Here is a 13,103-nt window from a genome sequence, read left to right as displayed (position 1 = left end):
GGGCTGCTTTCATGTTACGGATCCACGTAGAGGTCCATCATCAGATCCACGGAAGGATCAACGGCGTAGTGTTGAAAGTCGGTCATGCCACGGGCCCGCAGCAGCTCCTCATCGATGATCATCTGCCCGGTCAATTCCCGGCTTCCGGTGGTGAGGATCGCGTGGGCGGCGTCGGCCATGATGGAGGCGTGGCGCGAGCGGCGGATCATCTCTTCCCCGCCCAGGATGTTGGCAACTGCCGCCGTGGCAATGGTGGTGCGCGGCCACAACGCGTTGGATGCCACTCCCTGCTTGGCAAACTCCGCCGCGAAGCCCAAAGCCGTCAACGTCATGCCGTATTTTGCCAGCGTGTAGGCGGGGTTGGCGCCCAGCCACTTCGGGTCAAGGTTCAGCGGCGGGCAGAGCGAAAGGATGTGCGGGTTCTCCGCTTTCAACAGCTGCGGCAGCGCCGCCTTGGACAGCATGAACGTGCCCCTGACGTTGACGTCCTGCATGAGGTCGTAGCGCTTCGGGGTGACTTTCAACGTCCCGTCCAGGGAAATCACGCTGGCGTTGTTGACCACAATGTCGATCCCGCCAAAGGTGTCAACAGCCTGCTGCACTGCGGAGGCGATGGTTTCGTCTTCGCGGACATCGCCCACCACGGCGATGACCTTTCCTCCCGCTGCCTCAATGGCGGCAGCGGCCGTATGAATGGTGCCCTCAAGACGCGGATCCGGCGAATCCGTCTTGGCAATCAGCACCACGTTGGCGCCGTCACGGGCGGCCCGTTCGGCGATGGCCAGGCCAATACCGCGCGATCCGCCCGACATGATGATTGTTTTTCCGCCCAGGTTCCCCGGCGCGGACGGGACGAAGGCACCCAAGGTGCCATCCGCCGTCGTGCTTGGCAAATCCTTAGATCTTTCGGTCATGACCCCTCCAATACGGTTCGCGCAGATCGCCCTTGAGAATTTTTCCTGTTGCATGGCGCAGCAGTTCGTCCACGAAATCCACCGCTGTGGGGCACCGGAAGTGAGCCAGGCGGTCGCGGCACAAGGCGATGATGTCAGCCTCGCTCACTGTAGTGCCCGGCGCGCGCACCACAACGGCCTTGGTCCAGCCGAAAAGTTTTTCGTCCCGGAAAAGGTCGGCCACGCTCTGGAACAGCAGGATCAGGTAAGCCAGGAACAGAAAGGCAATGATGATTGACCAGAAGAATTCAAAAAACTGCATGAAATATCCCCTCGTTATTCTGAATACGCGCAATCAGACGAGGCCGCATGCCCATTGTGGGGCCAAATCAGCGATCATGTTGTCACAATAGCATTCGATCTCTGTGACGTTTTAGACACAATTGCCAAAAATCGATCCGGCGTGGAAATCCCCTTGGCAATTGTGCCGTTCACCTGTCCCGTTCACCGACCGTTGACCAAGCTGCGCACATGAGCGAAATCGCCGTCATGCTGACAATTTTGATCTTGCTAATTGTCATTCTGTCTGGCACAGGATTCCCGTTGAAATTGTAGCCATTGGCATGGCCTTGGCGCTGTTCGGTCCCCAGGGAATCTTGAACCCGGGCAAGGCCATCGCCGCCTAATCAAACGCTCCCGCAGAATCGGTGCTTAAATGCCGAACGCTCCCTCAGCAATGTGAGGGAGCGTTCGGCCTTTAACAGCAGAATGTAACCGAGCGCGGGCCAGAGTCAATGGTTAAACAGAAAAGTCCCTGATCCGAAGATCAGGGACTTTTCAGTGGAGTTGCGGGGACAGGATTTGAACCTGTGACCTCCGGGTTATGAGCCCGGCGAGCTACCGAACTGCTCCACCCCGCGATGTGCTTATTACTTTACAGGCCATCGGGGCCAACGCAAAACCGTGGGCACGTGACCTTCATCTCCCCACAGCAAGGGCCCGGACACCATGGGTCTCCGGGCCCTTCACCGCTGATGCACGACGGCGGAACTAGGGTTTCGCACTCGGTGTCGCCGAAGGTGTGGCGCTGGGCGTTACCCCTGCTGATCCTTCAGCAGCGATGGCTGCCGCAAGGGCTGCCGCAAGGTCCTTCTGCGCAACGCCGTAGGCGGCAAAGTCGCCCTTGGCCAAGGCAGCCTGGCCAGCCTTCAATGCCGCGCTGGCATCGTTGAGCGCCTTGGACAGCGCAGCATTGCTGCCGGTCGACGGCGTCGTGGGCTTGTCGGTGGAGCTGCCTGACGCGTTCGGATCCTTCTTGAGGTTCGCGTCTCCCGCAGCTGCACCGGAGTCGCCGCCAAAGAGCTGGTCGAGGGCAGTGTTCAGGGTCGCCGCGTAACCGATCTTGTCACCGAAGGCGACGAGCACACGCTGCAGGGTGGGGTACGACGTCGAGCCCGTGGACTTCACGTAGACAGGCTGCACATAGAGCATGCCGCCACCCATGGGCAGGGTCAGCAGGTTGCCGTTGATGACATCCGTCTGGCCAAGCTTGAGCACGTTCAGCTGTTCGGAGACGGACGGGTCCGACTGGAACGTGTTTTGCACCTGGCCAGGACCTGGCACCTGCGTGGCATCCGGCAGCTGCAGCAGCTGCAACTTGCCGTAGTCGGGGCTCTTGACGCCCTTGACATTGCCCGCGTCCCCATTGGCTGCCATGAAGCCGTACAGGATGTTCCTCGAGGCTGTGTTCTGGACTTCCTGGGGGATGAAGTCAGTGGTCAGCGAGAACGCCGTCTTGTCCTGACCGGGCATCTTCAAGGACAGGTAGTAGGGGGGCTGCTTGTCGACGGCGGCGGTGGTCGGGTCGTCAGGGACGCTCCATGCCAGCGTGTTCTTGAAGAAGTTCGTCGGATCCGTGACGTGGTAGCGTCCCAACAGTTCACGCTGGATCTTGAAGAGATCCTCCGGGTAGCGAACGTGGGACATCAGGTCGCCGGACATTTCCGTGAACGGCTTCACGCTGGTGGGAAAGACCTTCTGCCACGCCTTCAGGATGGGATCCTGGGCGTCCCAGGCGTACAGGTCAACCGAACCGTCATAGGCATCCACGGTGGCCTTGACCGAGTTGCGGATGTAGTTCACCGAGGCGTTGGGCAGGGCGGCCACTCCGCCGGCGGCCGTCAGGGAGTCAGTGGTGGCTTCCTGAAGCTGCTGTTGCTGCGAGTACGGGTAGTACGAGCTGGTGGTGTAGCCGTCAACAATCCACTTGACCCGCCCATCGACAATGGCCGGGTAGGGATTGCCGTCAAGGGTCAGGTACGGGGCAACCTTGGCAACGCGTTCAGCCGGGGTGCGGTCATAGATAATCTGCGATTTGTTATTGACACCGTTGGTCAGCAGCAGATCCGTTGACTGGAACTTCAGCGCGTACATGAGGCGGTTGAACCAGTTGCCGACGTTCGGTCCGGCATTGCCGGTGAACGTTGTCAGGGAGTCGGCGGACGGGTTGTCGGTGGTGCTTGTGGGATCGGTTCCCTGCGGACGGTCAAGCTCGATGGGCGAGGTCCCTTCGGGGGCACCAACAACCGAGTAGTCGGTGGTTGACTGGCCGAAGTAAATGCGCGGCTGGTAGCTGGTATCTGAGCCCAGCACGCCTTCGGAGGGGACGCCCGACTGCATGAACACGGGCTTGCCGTCGGCGGAGACCGTGTTGCCGTAGGCGGCAACCACGCCGTAGCCGTGGGTGTACACCAGATGCTGGTTGTACCAGCTCCGCTGTGTGGGGCTGATGCCCTTGGGGTTCAGCTCGCGCACCGCGATCACTGCATCCTGGACCTTGCCGGCAATGGTGTACCTGTCCACGTTCAACGTCTTCGGGAACTCGTAGTACGGGCGGTACTGCTGGAGCTGGGCGAAGGTCGAGGAAATCAGGTTCGGATCCAGCAGGCGGATGTTTGCGACCGAGTCGGCGTCCGCGCGCAAGGCTCCCGGGGTTGCCTTGGTGGTTGCATCGTAGGGGGTGACCTGCATGCCTGCCAGCCCGTAGGCATCGCGGGTCATGTCAATGTTGCGGGCAATGTAGGGCAGTTCCACGTTGCCTTCCGACGGCGTGACCTGCCATTGCTGGATGGCCCACGGGTAGATGCCGCCGGCCACAATCGCGGTGACGACAAGCATGCCGGTGCCGATCAGGGGCAGCTTCCACTTGCCGATGAACGCGGCAACGATGAACAGGACAGCCACGATGATGGCGGCCGCAGCCAGGATGGCCTTGGTGGGGATCACGGCGTGGACGTCGGTGAACATGGCACCTGCACGGTAGCCGCCGTTGTCTTGCAACGTTGCGTAGCGGCCAAGCCAGAAGTTGGCGCCGAGCAGAATCAGGAAGACTCCGGCAAGGACGGCAATGTGGATCTGGGATGCGCGGGAGGTGAAAACGCCACGCTCTGTCAACCGGATGGCACCGTACAGATAGTGCGTGAGGAGCCCTCCGATGAAGGCAACCACCGTGGCGCTGATCAGTATGCCCACCACGAAGCCAAGGAACGGCAGGGTGTTGGTGTAGAAGCTGATGTCCAGGTGGAATTCGGGGTCCTGGGTGCCGAAAGGCACGCGGTTCAGGAACAGCATCACCTTTTCCCACTGCGCCATGGCGGCAGTTCCGGCGAACAGGCCAAAGACGATGGGGACGCCGATCATGACGACACGGCGTACCGGCTCAAGCTGCAGCTGGTAGCGGTTGAGGCTGTCATCGCGCGCACTGTCGGGCGCGTAGACGGGGCGGGCCTTATAGGCGATGCGGATGGAGAAATACACTGCCGCTGCCATGACAAGGAACCCTGCAAGGAAGATCAGCAGCTTTGCGATGTGCTCGGTCCAGAACACGCCGGAAAAGCCGATCTGCTGATACCAGAGCAGGTCGGTGTAGAACCCGGAGAAGATCAACACTGCGACCACCAATGCCGCCACCACAATGATGGTGGGAATTAGTGCGCTGCGGCGTCTGGGCCGCACAGGCTTGCTCGGCGATGGGGATGGTCGGGATGTCACTCTCTACCTCTTACTCAACTGTGGACTTGAAATGATGCCGGTTGCTTCTATAATGGTGCCACGAATGGTATGTGGCCAAAGTTCCGTGTGATGCGCAATCGTTACGTGGGCGCATCAGTGCGGGCAATTTACTTGCAGGTGGCCAGGGCCGATCCGTCCTTGCCCGAGCCGATCAGGGAGACGGCATCGTAGGCCTGCTTGAGGGTATCGACCTTGATGACCTGCAGTCCGTTGGGGATGTGGCCGACGACGTCGGAGCAGTTGGCGCCCGGGGCCAGGAAGTAGTCGGCACCGTTTCCACGGGCACCGATCATCTTTTGCGCGATGCCGCCAATGGCCCCGACATTTCCCTTGGGGTCGATGGTGCCAGTGCCGGCAAACGCCTTGCCGCCCGTGAGATCCCCGGGGGTCAGGTTGTCCATGATGCCCAGGGCAAAAATCATGCCGGCACTGGGTCCGCCGATGTTTTGCAGGGAGATTTTCACCTCGAAGGGGAACGTGAACGTGTTTTGCAGCGCTATCCCCAGCAGGTACTTTCCGCCGTCACCAGGCTTGGGTGTCACGGACAGGGTTTTTTCAACCCCGGCCCTGCGGACAACGACCTCGACGGGGGCGCCCTTGCCCTCGGCCAACACGTTCTGGATGACAGTCAGGTCCGTGACCTTTTGCGCGCCAACGGTGAGCAGGACGTCGTCGGGCTTGAGAATGCCCCAGGATGCGCCGTTCTCGGGGATGGAGGCCACCGAAAGGTTCGTCTGGAAGGCGATGCCGAGGGCATCCATCGCGGCGGCCGTGGCGTTTTCCTGCGAACCAGTCATGGCAGCGGAATTCTCGCTGTTCACTGCTTCCTGGCTGACGCCGGGCGCGTAGATCATTTCGGCCGGGTAGATGGTGTCCGACGGCGTGAGCCATGCCTTCAGCGCGTCGATGAAGCTGATCTTGCTGTCGGGCAGCCCGCCGGTCAGGTGGACTGTGGTGAGGTCAAGGCTGCCGGCCGTGGGGGGAAAGTTTTCGTGGCCCGCGACGGTGATGATGTGCTGGCCGTTCATGGTGCCGATGGTATTGATGGCCGGGCCTGGTGATTCAACGACATAAGGGACGGGGATGGTCATCGCAGCGACGGCCAACACGACGGCAACAACGCCGGAAGTCACCATCAAGGTAAATCTGCGGTCGCGGAAAGTGCCTGGTTGTGCCGCAGTGTCGGTATGCTCCTGGCTCAAAGCCGTGACCTTTCCAAAGCTCTTCTTGACCTCAACCGGCACCCCGAGACAAAACGGGCACCGACCTCTAAGCCTACTGTGTCTGCTTGTGCCGCGCGTGTGCCTGCGCCGTGAGTCGGCCCTGAAAATGAGGCATTTCGGGGGCCATGCGGGCTGCGGCAGGAGGGTCCTTTGCCTGTAGCGAACAGGGGGCATCCGCGGGGCGACAACGCCGGACGACGGCGGTAACGTGAAAGTTACTTACGTGTCCACGACAACGAACGGGCCATCATGTCCTCCACACCAGCCAACAACGACGACGACGAAACCCCGAAGGATCCGCTTCAGGAGATGCTCGCCAACCTTTTGGGCGGCCAGGGCATGGAAGGCTTTGATGCGGCCGAGCTGGCCAAGGCTGCCGGGCTGCCCTCCGATCCCAATGTGCTGGCACAAATGTTCTCCCAGGTCCAGGCCATGATGAGCGGTTCCTCGGACACGCCGGTCAACTGGGAACTTGCCCACGACGCCGCCCGGAAGGCGGCCGCCGGGGACGATCCCTCCGTGTCGCCTGCGCAGCAGCAGGCTGTGGACGAGGCCCTGCGCCTGGCCGAAATGTGGCTTGACCCGGTCACCGATCTGGCCCCGACCGGCATCGTCGGCCGCGCCTGGTCACGTGCCGAATGGGTCGAAGAAACCCTTGGCACCTGGCAGCGGTTGACCGAGCCCGTGGCAAACAGCATCGCTTTTGCCATCTCCCAGGCCATGAATGAGCAGCTGCCCGAGGAAATGAAGACTATGATGGGCGGCGCCGCCTCCATGATGCAGAACATGGGTGGTGCACTGTTCGGCCTCCAGCTTGGTGCAGCCGTGGGCGCGCTGGCCAAGGAAGTGGTGGGTTCCACCGACATTGGCATACCCCTGGCCGATCTCCAGATGGCCCTCCTGCCGGCCAACATCGAGGCCTTCGGCGAGGGACTTGAGATTCCCGAACAGGAAATTCGTTTGTTCCTCGCCCTGCGCGAGGCAGCCCATGCACGACTGTTTGTACAGGTTCCGTGGCTTCGAGGTCACCTGCTGGGTGCCATCGAATCGTATGCCCGCGGCATCCACATTGACATGTCAAGGATCGAGGACCTGGCCCACAACCTCGACCCGTCCAACCCGGAAGCAATGCAGGCTGCGCTCTCGGAGGGTGTCTTCATGCCGGCCCGCACCCCCGAACAGGACGCGGCGCTGACCAAGCTTGAAACAGCCCTGGCACTGGTTGAAGGCTGGGTTGACGAGCTGAGCTTTGAGGCGGCTGCGAACCTTCCTGCCGCCGGCGCCCTGCGCGAAACGATCCGCCGCCGCCGTGCGACCGGCGGACCGGCCGAGCATGCCTTCGGTTCCCTGGTTGGCCTTGAACTGCGTCCGCGCAGGCTCCGCGAGGCTTCCGCCCTGTGGGCATCGCTGAAGGAACAGCGTGGAATTGCCGGTCGTGACGCCATCTGGGCGCACCCCGACCTGCTGCCCACCTCCGCCGACCTCGATGACGCAGCTGGCTTCAGCGCCCGCCGCAGCGCCGAGGACGCATCGGAATCCGAGGTGGACGCCGCCCTGACCAAGCTCCTCGACGGCGGCTTTGACGACCTCCCTTCGGGGGACGATCTCCCGGGCGATGACGGCCCCAAGCCCGGCGAAGGTCCCGAAGGCGGGAAGTAGGCGCCGACCCGGACCAACGCCACTTTGCGGCGGTCGGTGTGCTTGTTTGCCGGTGAAATTTCACCGGCGGACAACCACACCGGCCGCCGCGGTGCTTAACCCGCCGGAAAATCGTCCCCGTCGCCTTCGATCCCCTTGATGTTGCGGGCGGAGGCAAACGATGCCCCCTCCAGGAAGGCCTTGGCAGCCTCAAGGCGCGGATAGCCGGCCAGCTCCGCCCAAAACCTGGCACTGTGGTCGGCGTGAATGAGGTGGGCAAGTTCATGGAGCAGCACGTAGTCAAGCACCCATTCAGGCATGCCCTGCACGTGGTGGGAGATCCGGATCGACTTGCGGGCCGGAGTCGCGGAGCCCCAACGGCTGTTTTGGTTTGTCACCCAGCGCACGGATTCAGGGATGACAGGTGTTCCCAGGTACTGCCGGGACAGCAGCAGGGCGCGCTGCATCAGGGCGTCATCGCCGGCAGGAACGCTTCGCCGGCCCTTCGCCTTTCTGGTGCCTTGTTCCAGCCTGCCCACCATGAGCGGCACCCAATAGCGTTCGTCCTCAAGGCTCAGCCGCGACGGCACGGCGACAACTGCCTGCCCGTCCTCCCAGAACGCGGACAGCCCCGTTTTTCGTCTTGCTGTCCGCCGGACGACAACGGGTCCCCCGTTGCGCAGCGTGTGGGCCGAGACGGAATCGCCCAAGGGTCCGGGCGTGCCCCTGCCGATGGTTTTGGGACGCGTCGGCGGTGCTCCTGCGGGTGAAATTGCTGCTTCCATCCTTCGACGGTACATCCGGTGGCCGGCTGATTTGAAACCCGCAAGGCCAATTGTGGACAACCCCACCTTGTGGATAACTTCGCACGGAGTCATCGCTTCGGTGCCATGATCTAAACAGGGAAATCCCCCGTGGTCAGTGGACAGACCTTGTGGGGCGCAGTGCCGAAGGGTCGGCGCCGGCAGAACCCCGAGGGAGGCCGTCATGACAACCATCAATCCAGGACTTCGGATGGTGCTCCGCGGCGCCGGCAGCGTGCAGATCGGGCTGGGTGCGGGTGGACTGATCCTTGAGGGCCTGCAGGACTCCGAGCTGGCCTTTGTTGCAGCGTTGCGCCACGGGATTGCTGACAACCAGGTCATGGACAGGGCCGCAGCCCTCGGTGTGGAGGCCTCCCGCGCCGCTGACATCTGCAGCAAACTCTCCGGCCTGCTGTTCAGCGACACGAATCTGCACACGCAGGGCTTCCGTGCTGAGCGGCTCCTGCCTGAACATTCGGCGCTGCTGGCGTTGTATCAGGATCCGAGCAACGCATTCATGACCCGGCGTGAACGCGGAGTCATTCACCTGCTGGGATTGGGCCGCACGGGAGCCGCACTGGCCGCCATTCTCGTCAGCGCCGGGGTGGGCACTGTGCTGCTGGAGGACGACAGCCCTGTTGCCGCGACCGACGTCGGCCCCGGGTCCTTCGGGCCCGGCGACATTGGCCTGGCCCGCGCTGTGGCCGTGCGCCGCAACCTACTGCGGATCGATCCCGGCGCCAACGCCCATGTGGTGCACGACGGCGGGGCCGGGGGTCCCGGTGTGCGTTGCCTTGACCTTGCCATTGTGGTGGGCCACGACGCGGTTCCCGCCCACACGGCCGCACGCTTCCTTGCTGGGGAACGTCCACACTTGTTTGTGCTTGTCCGCGAGCAGGATGGCACTCTTGGACCGCTGGTGGTTCCCGGCGAGACGGCGTGTGCCGAATGCGTTGAGCGGCACCGCAACGTCAACGACCCGCGCTGGCTGGAGGTGTGCGGACAGCTCGCCGCGGCCGCGGCGTCCCCGCCGGAAAACACGCATGGATCCGGGGCAAGGCCGCGCGCCGAGATGATGGAAAACGTTGCGCTGTCCATGGCGTTGGCCGGCACGGCAGCAGCGCATGCCTTGCTGTTCCTGGATGCCGTCAACCAGCCAAGCTCGTGGTCATCGGTGTTGACCTTCCACCCCGACAATGGCAGGTGGACGCACCAGGAGTTCGGCACCCACCCCGAGTGCGGGTGCCAATGGCAGAATCAGCCCTTCGCCACTATCTCCAGTACGGCTTCACCGTAACGCTCAAGCTTGGATGGACCCACGCCCGGCAGGGCTGAGAGCTCGTCGAGGTCCTGTGGCGCGGCCTCGGCAATCGCCATCAGGGTCGCGTCGGTAAACACCACAAAGGCAGGAATGGATGCGCTGGAGGCCTCCCCCAGCCGCCATTCGCGCAATTGCTCAAAGACGGCCTCGTCGTAGCCGGGCGGGCAGTCGGCACAGCGGCCCAGCTTGCGTTCGGCCCCCGTGGCGAGGATCTTTCCGCACACCCTGCACGCGGAGGGGCCCGCAGCCTTGCGGGATTTCCGCACGGCAGACTGACGCGGACCTGTAGGCGCACCTCCCACCGAGTTGGGGCGCAGCCCGTCAAGGAACCGTGAGGGCCGGCGGTTGGCGCGGCCGCCGGGGGTGCGGGCCGTGGACCAGGAGAAGTTCAGGAATTCCCGGGCGCGGGTGATGCCCACGTAGAGCAGGCGCCGTTCCTCATCCACGGTTTCGGGGGTGTCGGCGAAGGAAATCGGCATGAGCCCCTCGCTCAGCCCCACAAGGAACACGGCATCCCATTCAAGGCCCTTGGCCGAGTGCAGCGATGCGAGGGTGACGCCCTGGACCGTGGGTGCGTGCTGGGCAGAGGCCCGGTCCTGCAGTTCCGCCACGAAGTCGATCAAGGTGAAGACATGTTCGGGCGTGCTGCGGGAGACCACCAGTTCATCGGCAAGGGCGACGATCGCCGACAACGATTCCCACCGTTCGCGCACGGCCCCGCCGGTCTTAGGCGCCTCGTTTTGATAGCCAAGGTTGTTCAACACGTCCCGGACAAGCTGCCCCAGCGGCTCGTCCTCGGCAGCCCTCGATGCGGCACGCAACTGCAGCATGGCGTCGCGGACTTCCTTGCGGGCAAAGAAGCGTTCGCCTCCGCGCAGCTGGTAGCCGACGTTCGCCGACGTCAACGCCTGTTCGTACGCCTCCGACTGCCCGTTGGTCCGAAACAACACTGCGATCTCGCTGGCTTGGGTGCCAGTGGCCATCAGGGCCTTGATCCGGCTGGCAACGGCCGCCGCTTCTGCCTCGTCGTCGCTGCATTCCAGGAACTCGGGTGCGGGCCCGCCGCGGCGCTGCGCCACCAATTCAAGGGGTTTGGACCAAAGCTCGTCGGCCGCGAGTCCGCCGCTGCGCCGGTTGCCCAGCAGCGAGTTGGCCAACCCCACGACCTGCGGGGTTGAGCGGTAGTCCCGCACGAGCTTGACCACTCCCGCGGAGGGAAAACGCTTCGGAAAATCCAGCAGGTGCCGCGGCGTGGCGCCGGTAAAGGAGTAAATGGTCTGGCTGGCGTCGCCCACGACGCACAGTTCGTCGCGCCCGCCCAGCCACAGGTCAAGCATGCGCTGCTGGAGCGGGGAAACGTCCTGGTACTCATCAACTACAAAGTGCCTGTACTGGTCGCGTACGGTGGCCGCCACGCGAGGGTCCTCCTGCAGGATGCCGACGGTGATCAGCAGGACGTCCTCAAAGTCAATGAGGTTCCGATCGGCCTTGACGTCCTCATAGGCCTGGAACAGCCGTCCCACCGCCACCTTGTCCAACCCGCCAGGCTCCCCGCGGCCCTCGGCCTTGAGCACATAGGTCTCAGGGGTCAGCATCGAAACCTTGGCCCACTCAATTTCGGAGGCAAGGTCGCGGATGGCAGCCCTGTCGGTAGGCAGGCGCAGGCGGCGTGCGGCCTCGGCGATAATCTGCGCCTTGTGCTCGAGCAGGCCGGGCAGCTGGCCGCCGACGGCGTGCGGCCAGAAATACTGCAGCTGGCGCAGCGCCGCGGCGTGGAACGTGCGTGCCTGGACGGTGCCTACGCCCAGGTCGCGGAGCCGGGTGCGCATTTCGGCAGCGGCCCTGGCTGTAAATGTGACCGCGAGCAGACGGTTGGGGTTGTAGACACCCGTATGCACGCCATAGGCGATGCGGTGGGTGATGGCCCGGGTCTTGCCCGTTCCTGCGCCTGCCAAAACACATAGGGGCCCGTTCAGGGTGGTGGCAACCGTCCGCTGTTCGTCGTCAAGACCGGCCAGAATGCGCTCTTCGGCTGTTCGTTCATCCATGACGGGGAGCCCCGTCTGGTGCGGATCAAAGCTCATGCGCTCTCTCCACGCTGTACCAATTCATGCTTCTTCGCTGCTTCCTCGCTGGCAGCCACGTCGCCGGGCTCCAGGAGGCGCCCGCCGTACCAGTGCTCGAGAAGCTCCCGTGCAATGGAGAGCCTGCCCGGAATGACGGCGCCTCCATCGAGCACAGCTGCCTGCAGTTCTTCCCGGCCGAACCAGCGGGCAGACCTGACCTCGACGTTGTCGGGGGTCGCTTCCGTGTCGTCCGTGTAGCCGATGAATCCGAGCATCAAGGACCGCGGGAACGGCCACGCCTGGGATCCCACGTAGCTCAGTGAGTGCAGGTGCACCCCAACTTCCTCAGCGATCTCCCGCACGGCAGCCTGCTCACCGCTCTCCCCCGCCTCAACAAATCCGGCGACGGTGGAGTACCTATTTTCGTCCCACGCAAAGTTGTTCGCCAGCAGGATCCGGCCGTCGGCGCCCACGATGGCCACGATGGCGGCCGGATCTGTCCGCGGAAAGTGTTCGGACCCGTCCTGTTCGCAACGGCGCATCCAGCCGGCACACAGGGATTCGGTGGGACTGCCGCAACGCGGACAGTGCGTGTGGGTGCCGTGCCAATTGGCAACGGCCTGGGCTTCCACAAAAACCTGCGTATCAAAGGCATCCAGGCCCGCAGCGACGTCTCTGTACCCGGAAAATTCGGCGCCACCTGGCACCCAGGCCAGATCTCCGGCGTCGTACGGGAGAACCCGGAGCACAATGTCGGTGCCTTCCGGCAATGCCCCGGACAGCCCGGCGCGGACCCTGCCAAGATAAACGTTGATGGTCCCGGTGTTGGGCGCTGCGGGCAGGACGGCAGGGTCGAAATACCCCAGTCCTGAGCCGTTCATGAGGGCCTGGCCGCGGTGGAAGAGAACCACCCTGTGGGAGGCGGTTCCCAACACCGTCGCGAGGTACCCGGCTTCGCTGCGCTGTTCGCACTGGCGGTCGAGCAAAGTTTCGGGGGACGGGTTGGATGCGGTCATGTTTCTACCGTACGCATCCGCTGCCATTTTTTACATTCCGAGGACCGTGATTGTGGACAAACCGGGCACGGC

Annotated in this window: 9 protein-coding genes and 1 tRNA gene; 2 read left to right on the top strand and 8 right to left on the bottom strand. The window is 63.4% G+C overall.

The features are described from left to right. Positions 1 to 14: 14 nt before the first annotated feature. The 5 genes from AAGW05_RS00215 to AAGW05_RS00195 form a co-directional block, all read right to left on the bottom strand. Positions 15 to 914: an SDR family oxidoreductase gene (locus tag AAGW05_RS00215; RefSeq protein WP_411802447.1), complete on the bottom strand. Its 900-nt coding sequence runs from the start codon at positions 912 to 914 to the stop codon at positions 15 to 17. Further along, complete coding sequence (locus AAGW05_RS00210; RefSeq protein ID WP_411802446.1) at positions 898 to 1,215, bottom strand: AMP-binding enzyme; 318 nt, start codon at positions 1,213 to 1,215, stop codon at positions 898 to 900. The genes AAGW05_RS00215 and AAGW05_RS00210 overlap by 17 nt, the downstream gene beginning before the upstream one ends. A gap of 524 nt (positions 1,216 to 1,739) precedes the next feature. Next, a tRNA-Met gene (locus tag AAGW05_RS00205) sits at positions 1,740 to 1,813 on the bottom strand. Between the two features lie 130 nt (positions 1,814 to 1,943). Beyond that, entirely contained in the window at positions 1,944 to 4,943 is a 3,000-nt protein-coding gene (locus AAGW05_RS00200) for a UPF0182 family protein (RefSeq protein ID WP_411802445.1), read from the bottom strand. A 128-nt stretch (positions 4,944 to 5,071) separates the two neighbouring features. Further along, complete coding sequence (locus AAGW05_RS00195; protein ID WP_411802444.1) at positions 5,072 to 6,166, bottom strand: PDZ domain-containing protein; 1,095 nt, start codon at positions 6,164 to 6,166, stop codon at positions 5,072 to 5,074. Between the two features lie 270 nt (positions 6,167 to 6,436). Here AAGW05_RS00195 and AAGW05_RS00190 point away from each other — a divergent pair, with 270 nt between their 5' ends. Beyond that, positions 6,437 to 7,846, top strand: a complete 1,410-nt coding sequence (locus tag AAGW05_RS00190) for a zinc-dependent metalloprotease (RefSeq protein ID WP_411802443.1) — start codon at positions 6,437 to 6,439, stop codon at positions 7,844 to 7,846. A 95-nt stretch (positions 7,847 to 7,941) separates the two neighbouring features. On the opposite strand, the gene AAGW05_RS00185 is transcribed toward AAGW05_RS00190, so the two are convergent. Then, positions 7,942 to 8,610: a M48 family metallopeptidase gene (locus AAGW05_RS00185; protein ID WP_411802442.1), complete on the bottom strand. Its 669-nt coding sequence runs from the start codon at positions 8,608 to 8,610 to the stop codon at positions 7,942 to 7,944. A gap of 202 nt (positions 8,611 to 8,812) precedes the next feature. Between AAGW05_RS00185 and AAGW05_RS00180 the strand changes: the two genes are divergently transcribed. Beyond that, positions 8,813 to 9,925: a ThiF family adenylyltransferase gene (locus AAGW05_RS00180; RefSeq protein ID WP_411802441.1), complete on the top strand. Its 1,113-nt coding sequence runs from the start codon at positions 8,813 to 8,815 to the stop codon at positions 9,923 to 9,925. On the opposite strand, the gene AAGW05_RS00175 is transcribed toward AAGW05_RS00180, so the two are convergent. Continuing rightward, complete coding sequence (locus AAGW05_RS00175; RefSeq protein ID WP_411802440.1) at positions 9,886 to 12,033, bottom strand: ATP-dependent DNA helicase UvrD2; 2,148 nt, start codon at positions 12,031 to 12,033, stop codon at positions 9,886 to 9,888. The two genes, AAGW05_RS00180 and AAGW05_RS00175, sit on opposite strands and share 40 nt — an antisense overlap. Continuing rightward, complete coding sequence (gene nudC, locus AAGW05_RS00170; protein ID WP_411802439.1) at positions 12,030 to 13,031, bottom strand: NAD(+) diphosphatase; 1,002 nt, start codon at positions 13,029 to 13,031, stop codon at positions 12,030 to 12,032. The genes AAGW05_RS00175 and nudC overlap by 4 nt, the downstream gene beginning before the upstream one ends. Positions 13,032 to 13,103: the final 72 nt, after the last annotated feature.

Origin of the sequence: Arthrobacter sp. LAPM80 (genome assembly GCF_046736435.1) — a bacterium.
In the GTDB taxonomy this organism is placed as follows: domain Bacteria; phylum Actinomycetota; class Actinomycetes; order Actinomycetales; family Micrococcaceae; genus Specibacter.
This window is presented reverse-complemented; position numbering and strand designations above follow the sequence as displayed.

What these genes read in the sequence shown, in the direction of transcription:
- AAGW05_RS00215 (WP_411802447.1), bottom strand. Translation starts at nt 914, where the DNA reads ATGACCGAAAGATCTAAGGATTTGCCAAGCACGACGGCGGATGGCACC.
- AAGW05_RS00210 (WP_411802446.1), bottom strand. Translation starts at nt 1,215, where the DNA reads ATGCAGTTTTTTGAATTCTTCTGGTCAATCATCATTGCCTTTCTGTTC.
- AAGW05_RS00190 (WP_411802443.1), top strand. Translation starts at nt 6,437, where the DNA reads ATGTCCTCCACACCAGCCAACAACGACGACGACGAAACCCCGAAGGAT.
- AAGW05_RS00185 (WP_411802442.1), bottom strand. Translation starts at nt 8,610, where the DNA reads ATGGAAGCAGCAATTTCACCCGCAGGAGCACCGCCGACGCGTCCCAAA.
- AAGW05_RS00180 (WP_411802441.1), top strand. Translation starts at nt 8,813, where the DNA reads ATGACAACCATCAATCCAGGACTTCGGATGGTGCTCCGCGGCGCCGGC.
- AAGW05_RS00175 (WP_411802440.1), bottom strand. Translation starts at nt 12,033, where the DNA reads ATGAGCTTTGATCCGCACCAGACGGGGCTCCCCGTCATGGATGAACGA.
- nudC (WP_411802439.1), bottom strand. Translation starts at nt 13,031, where the DNA reads ATGACCGCATCCAACCCGTCCCCCGAAACTTTGCTCGACCGCCAGTGC.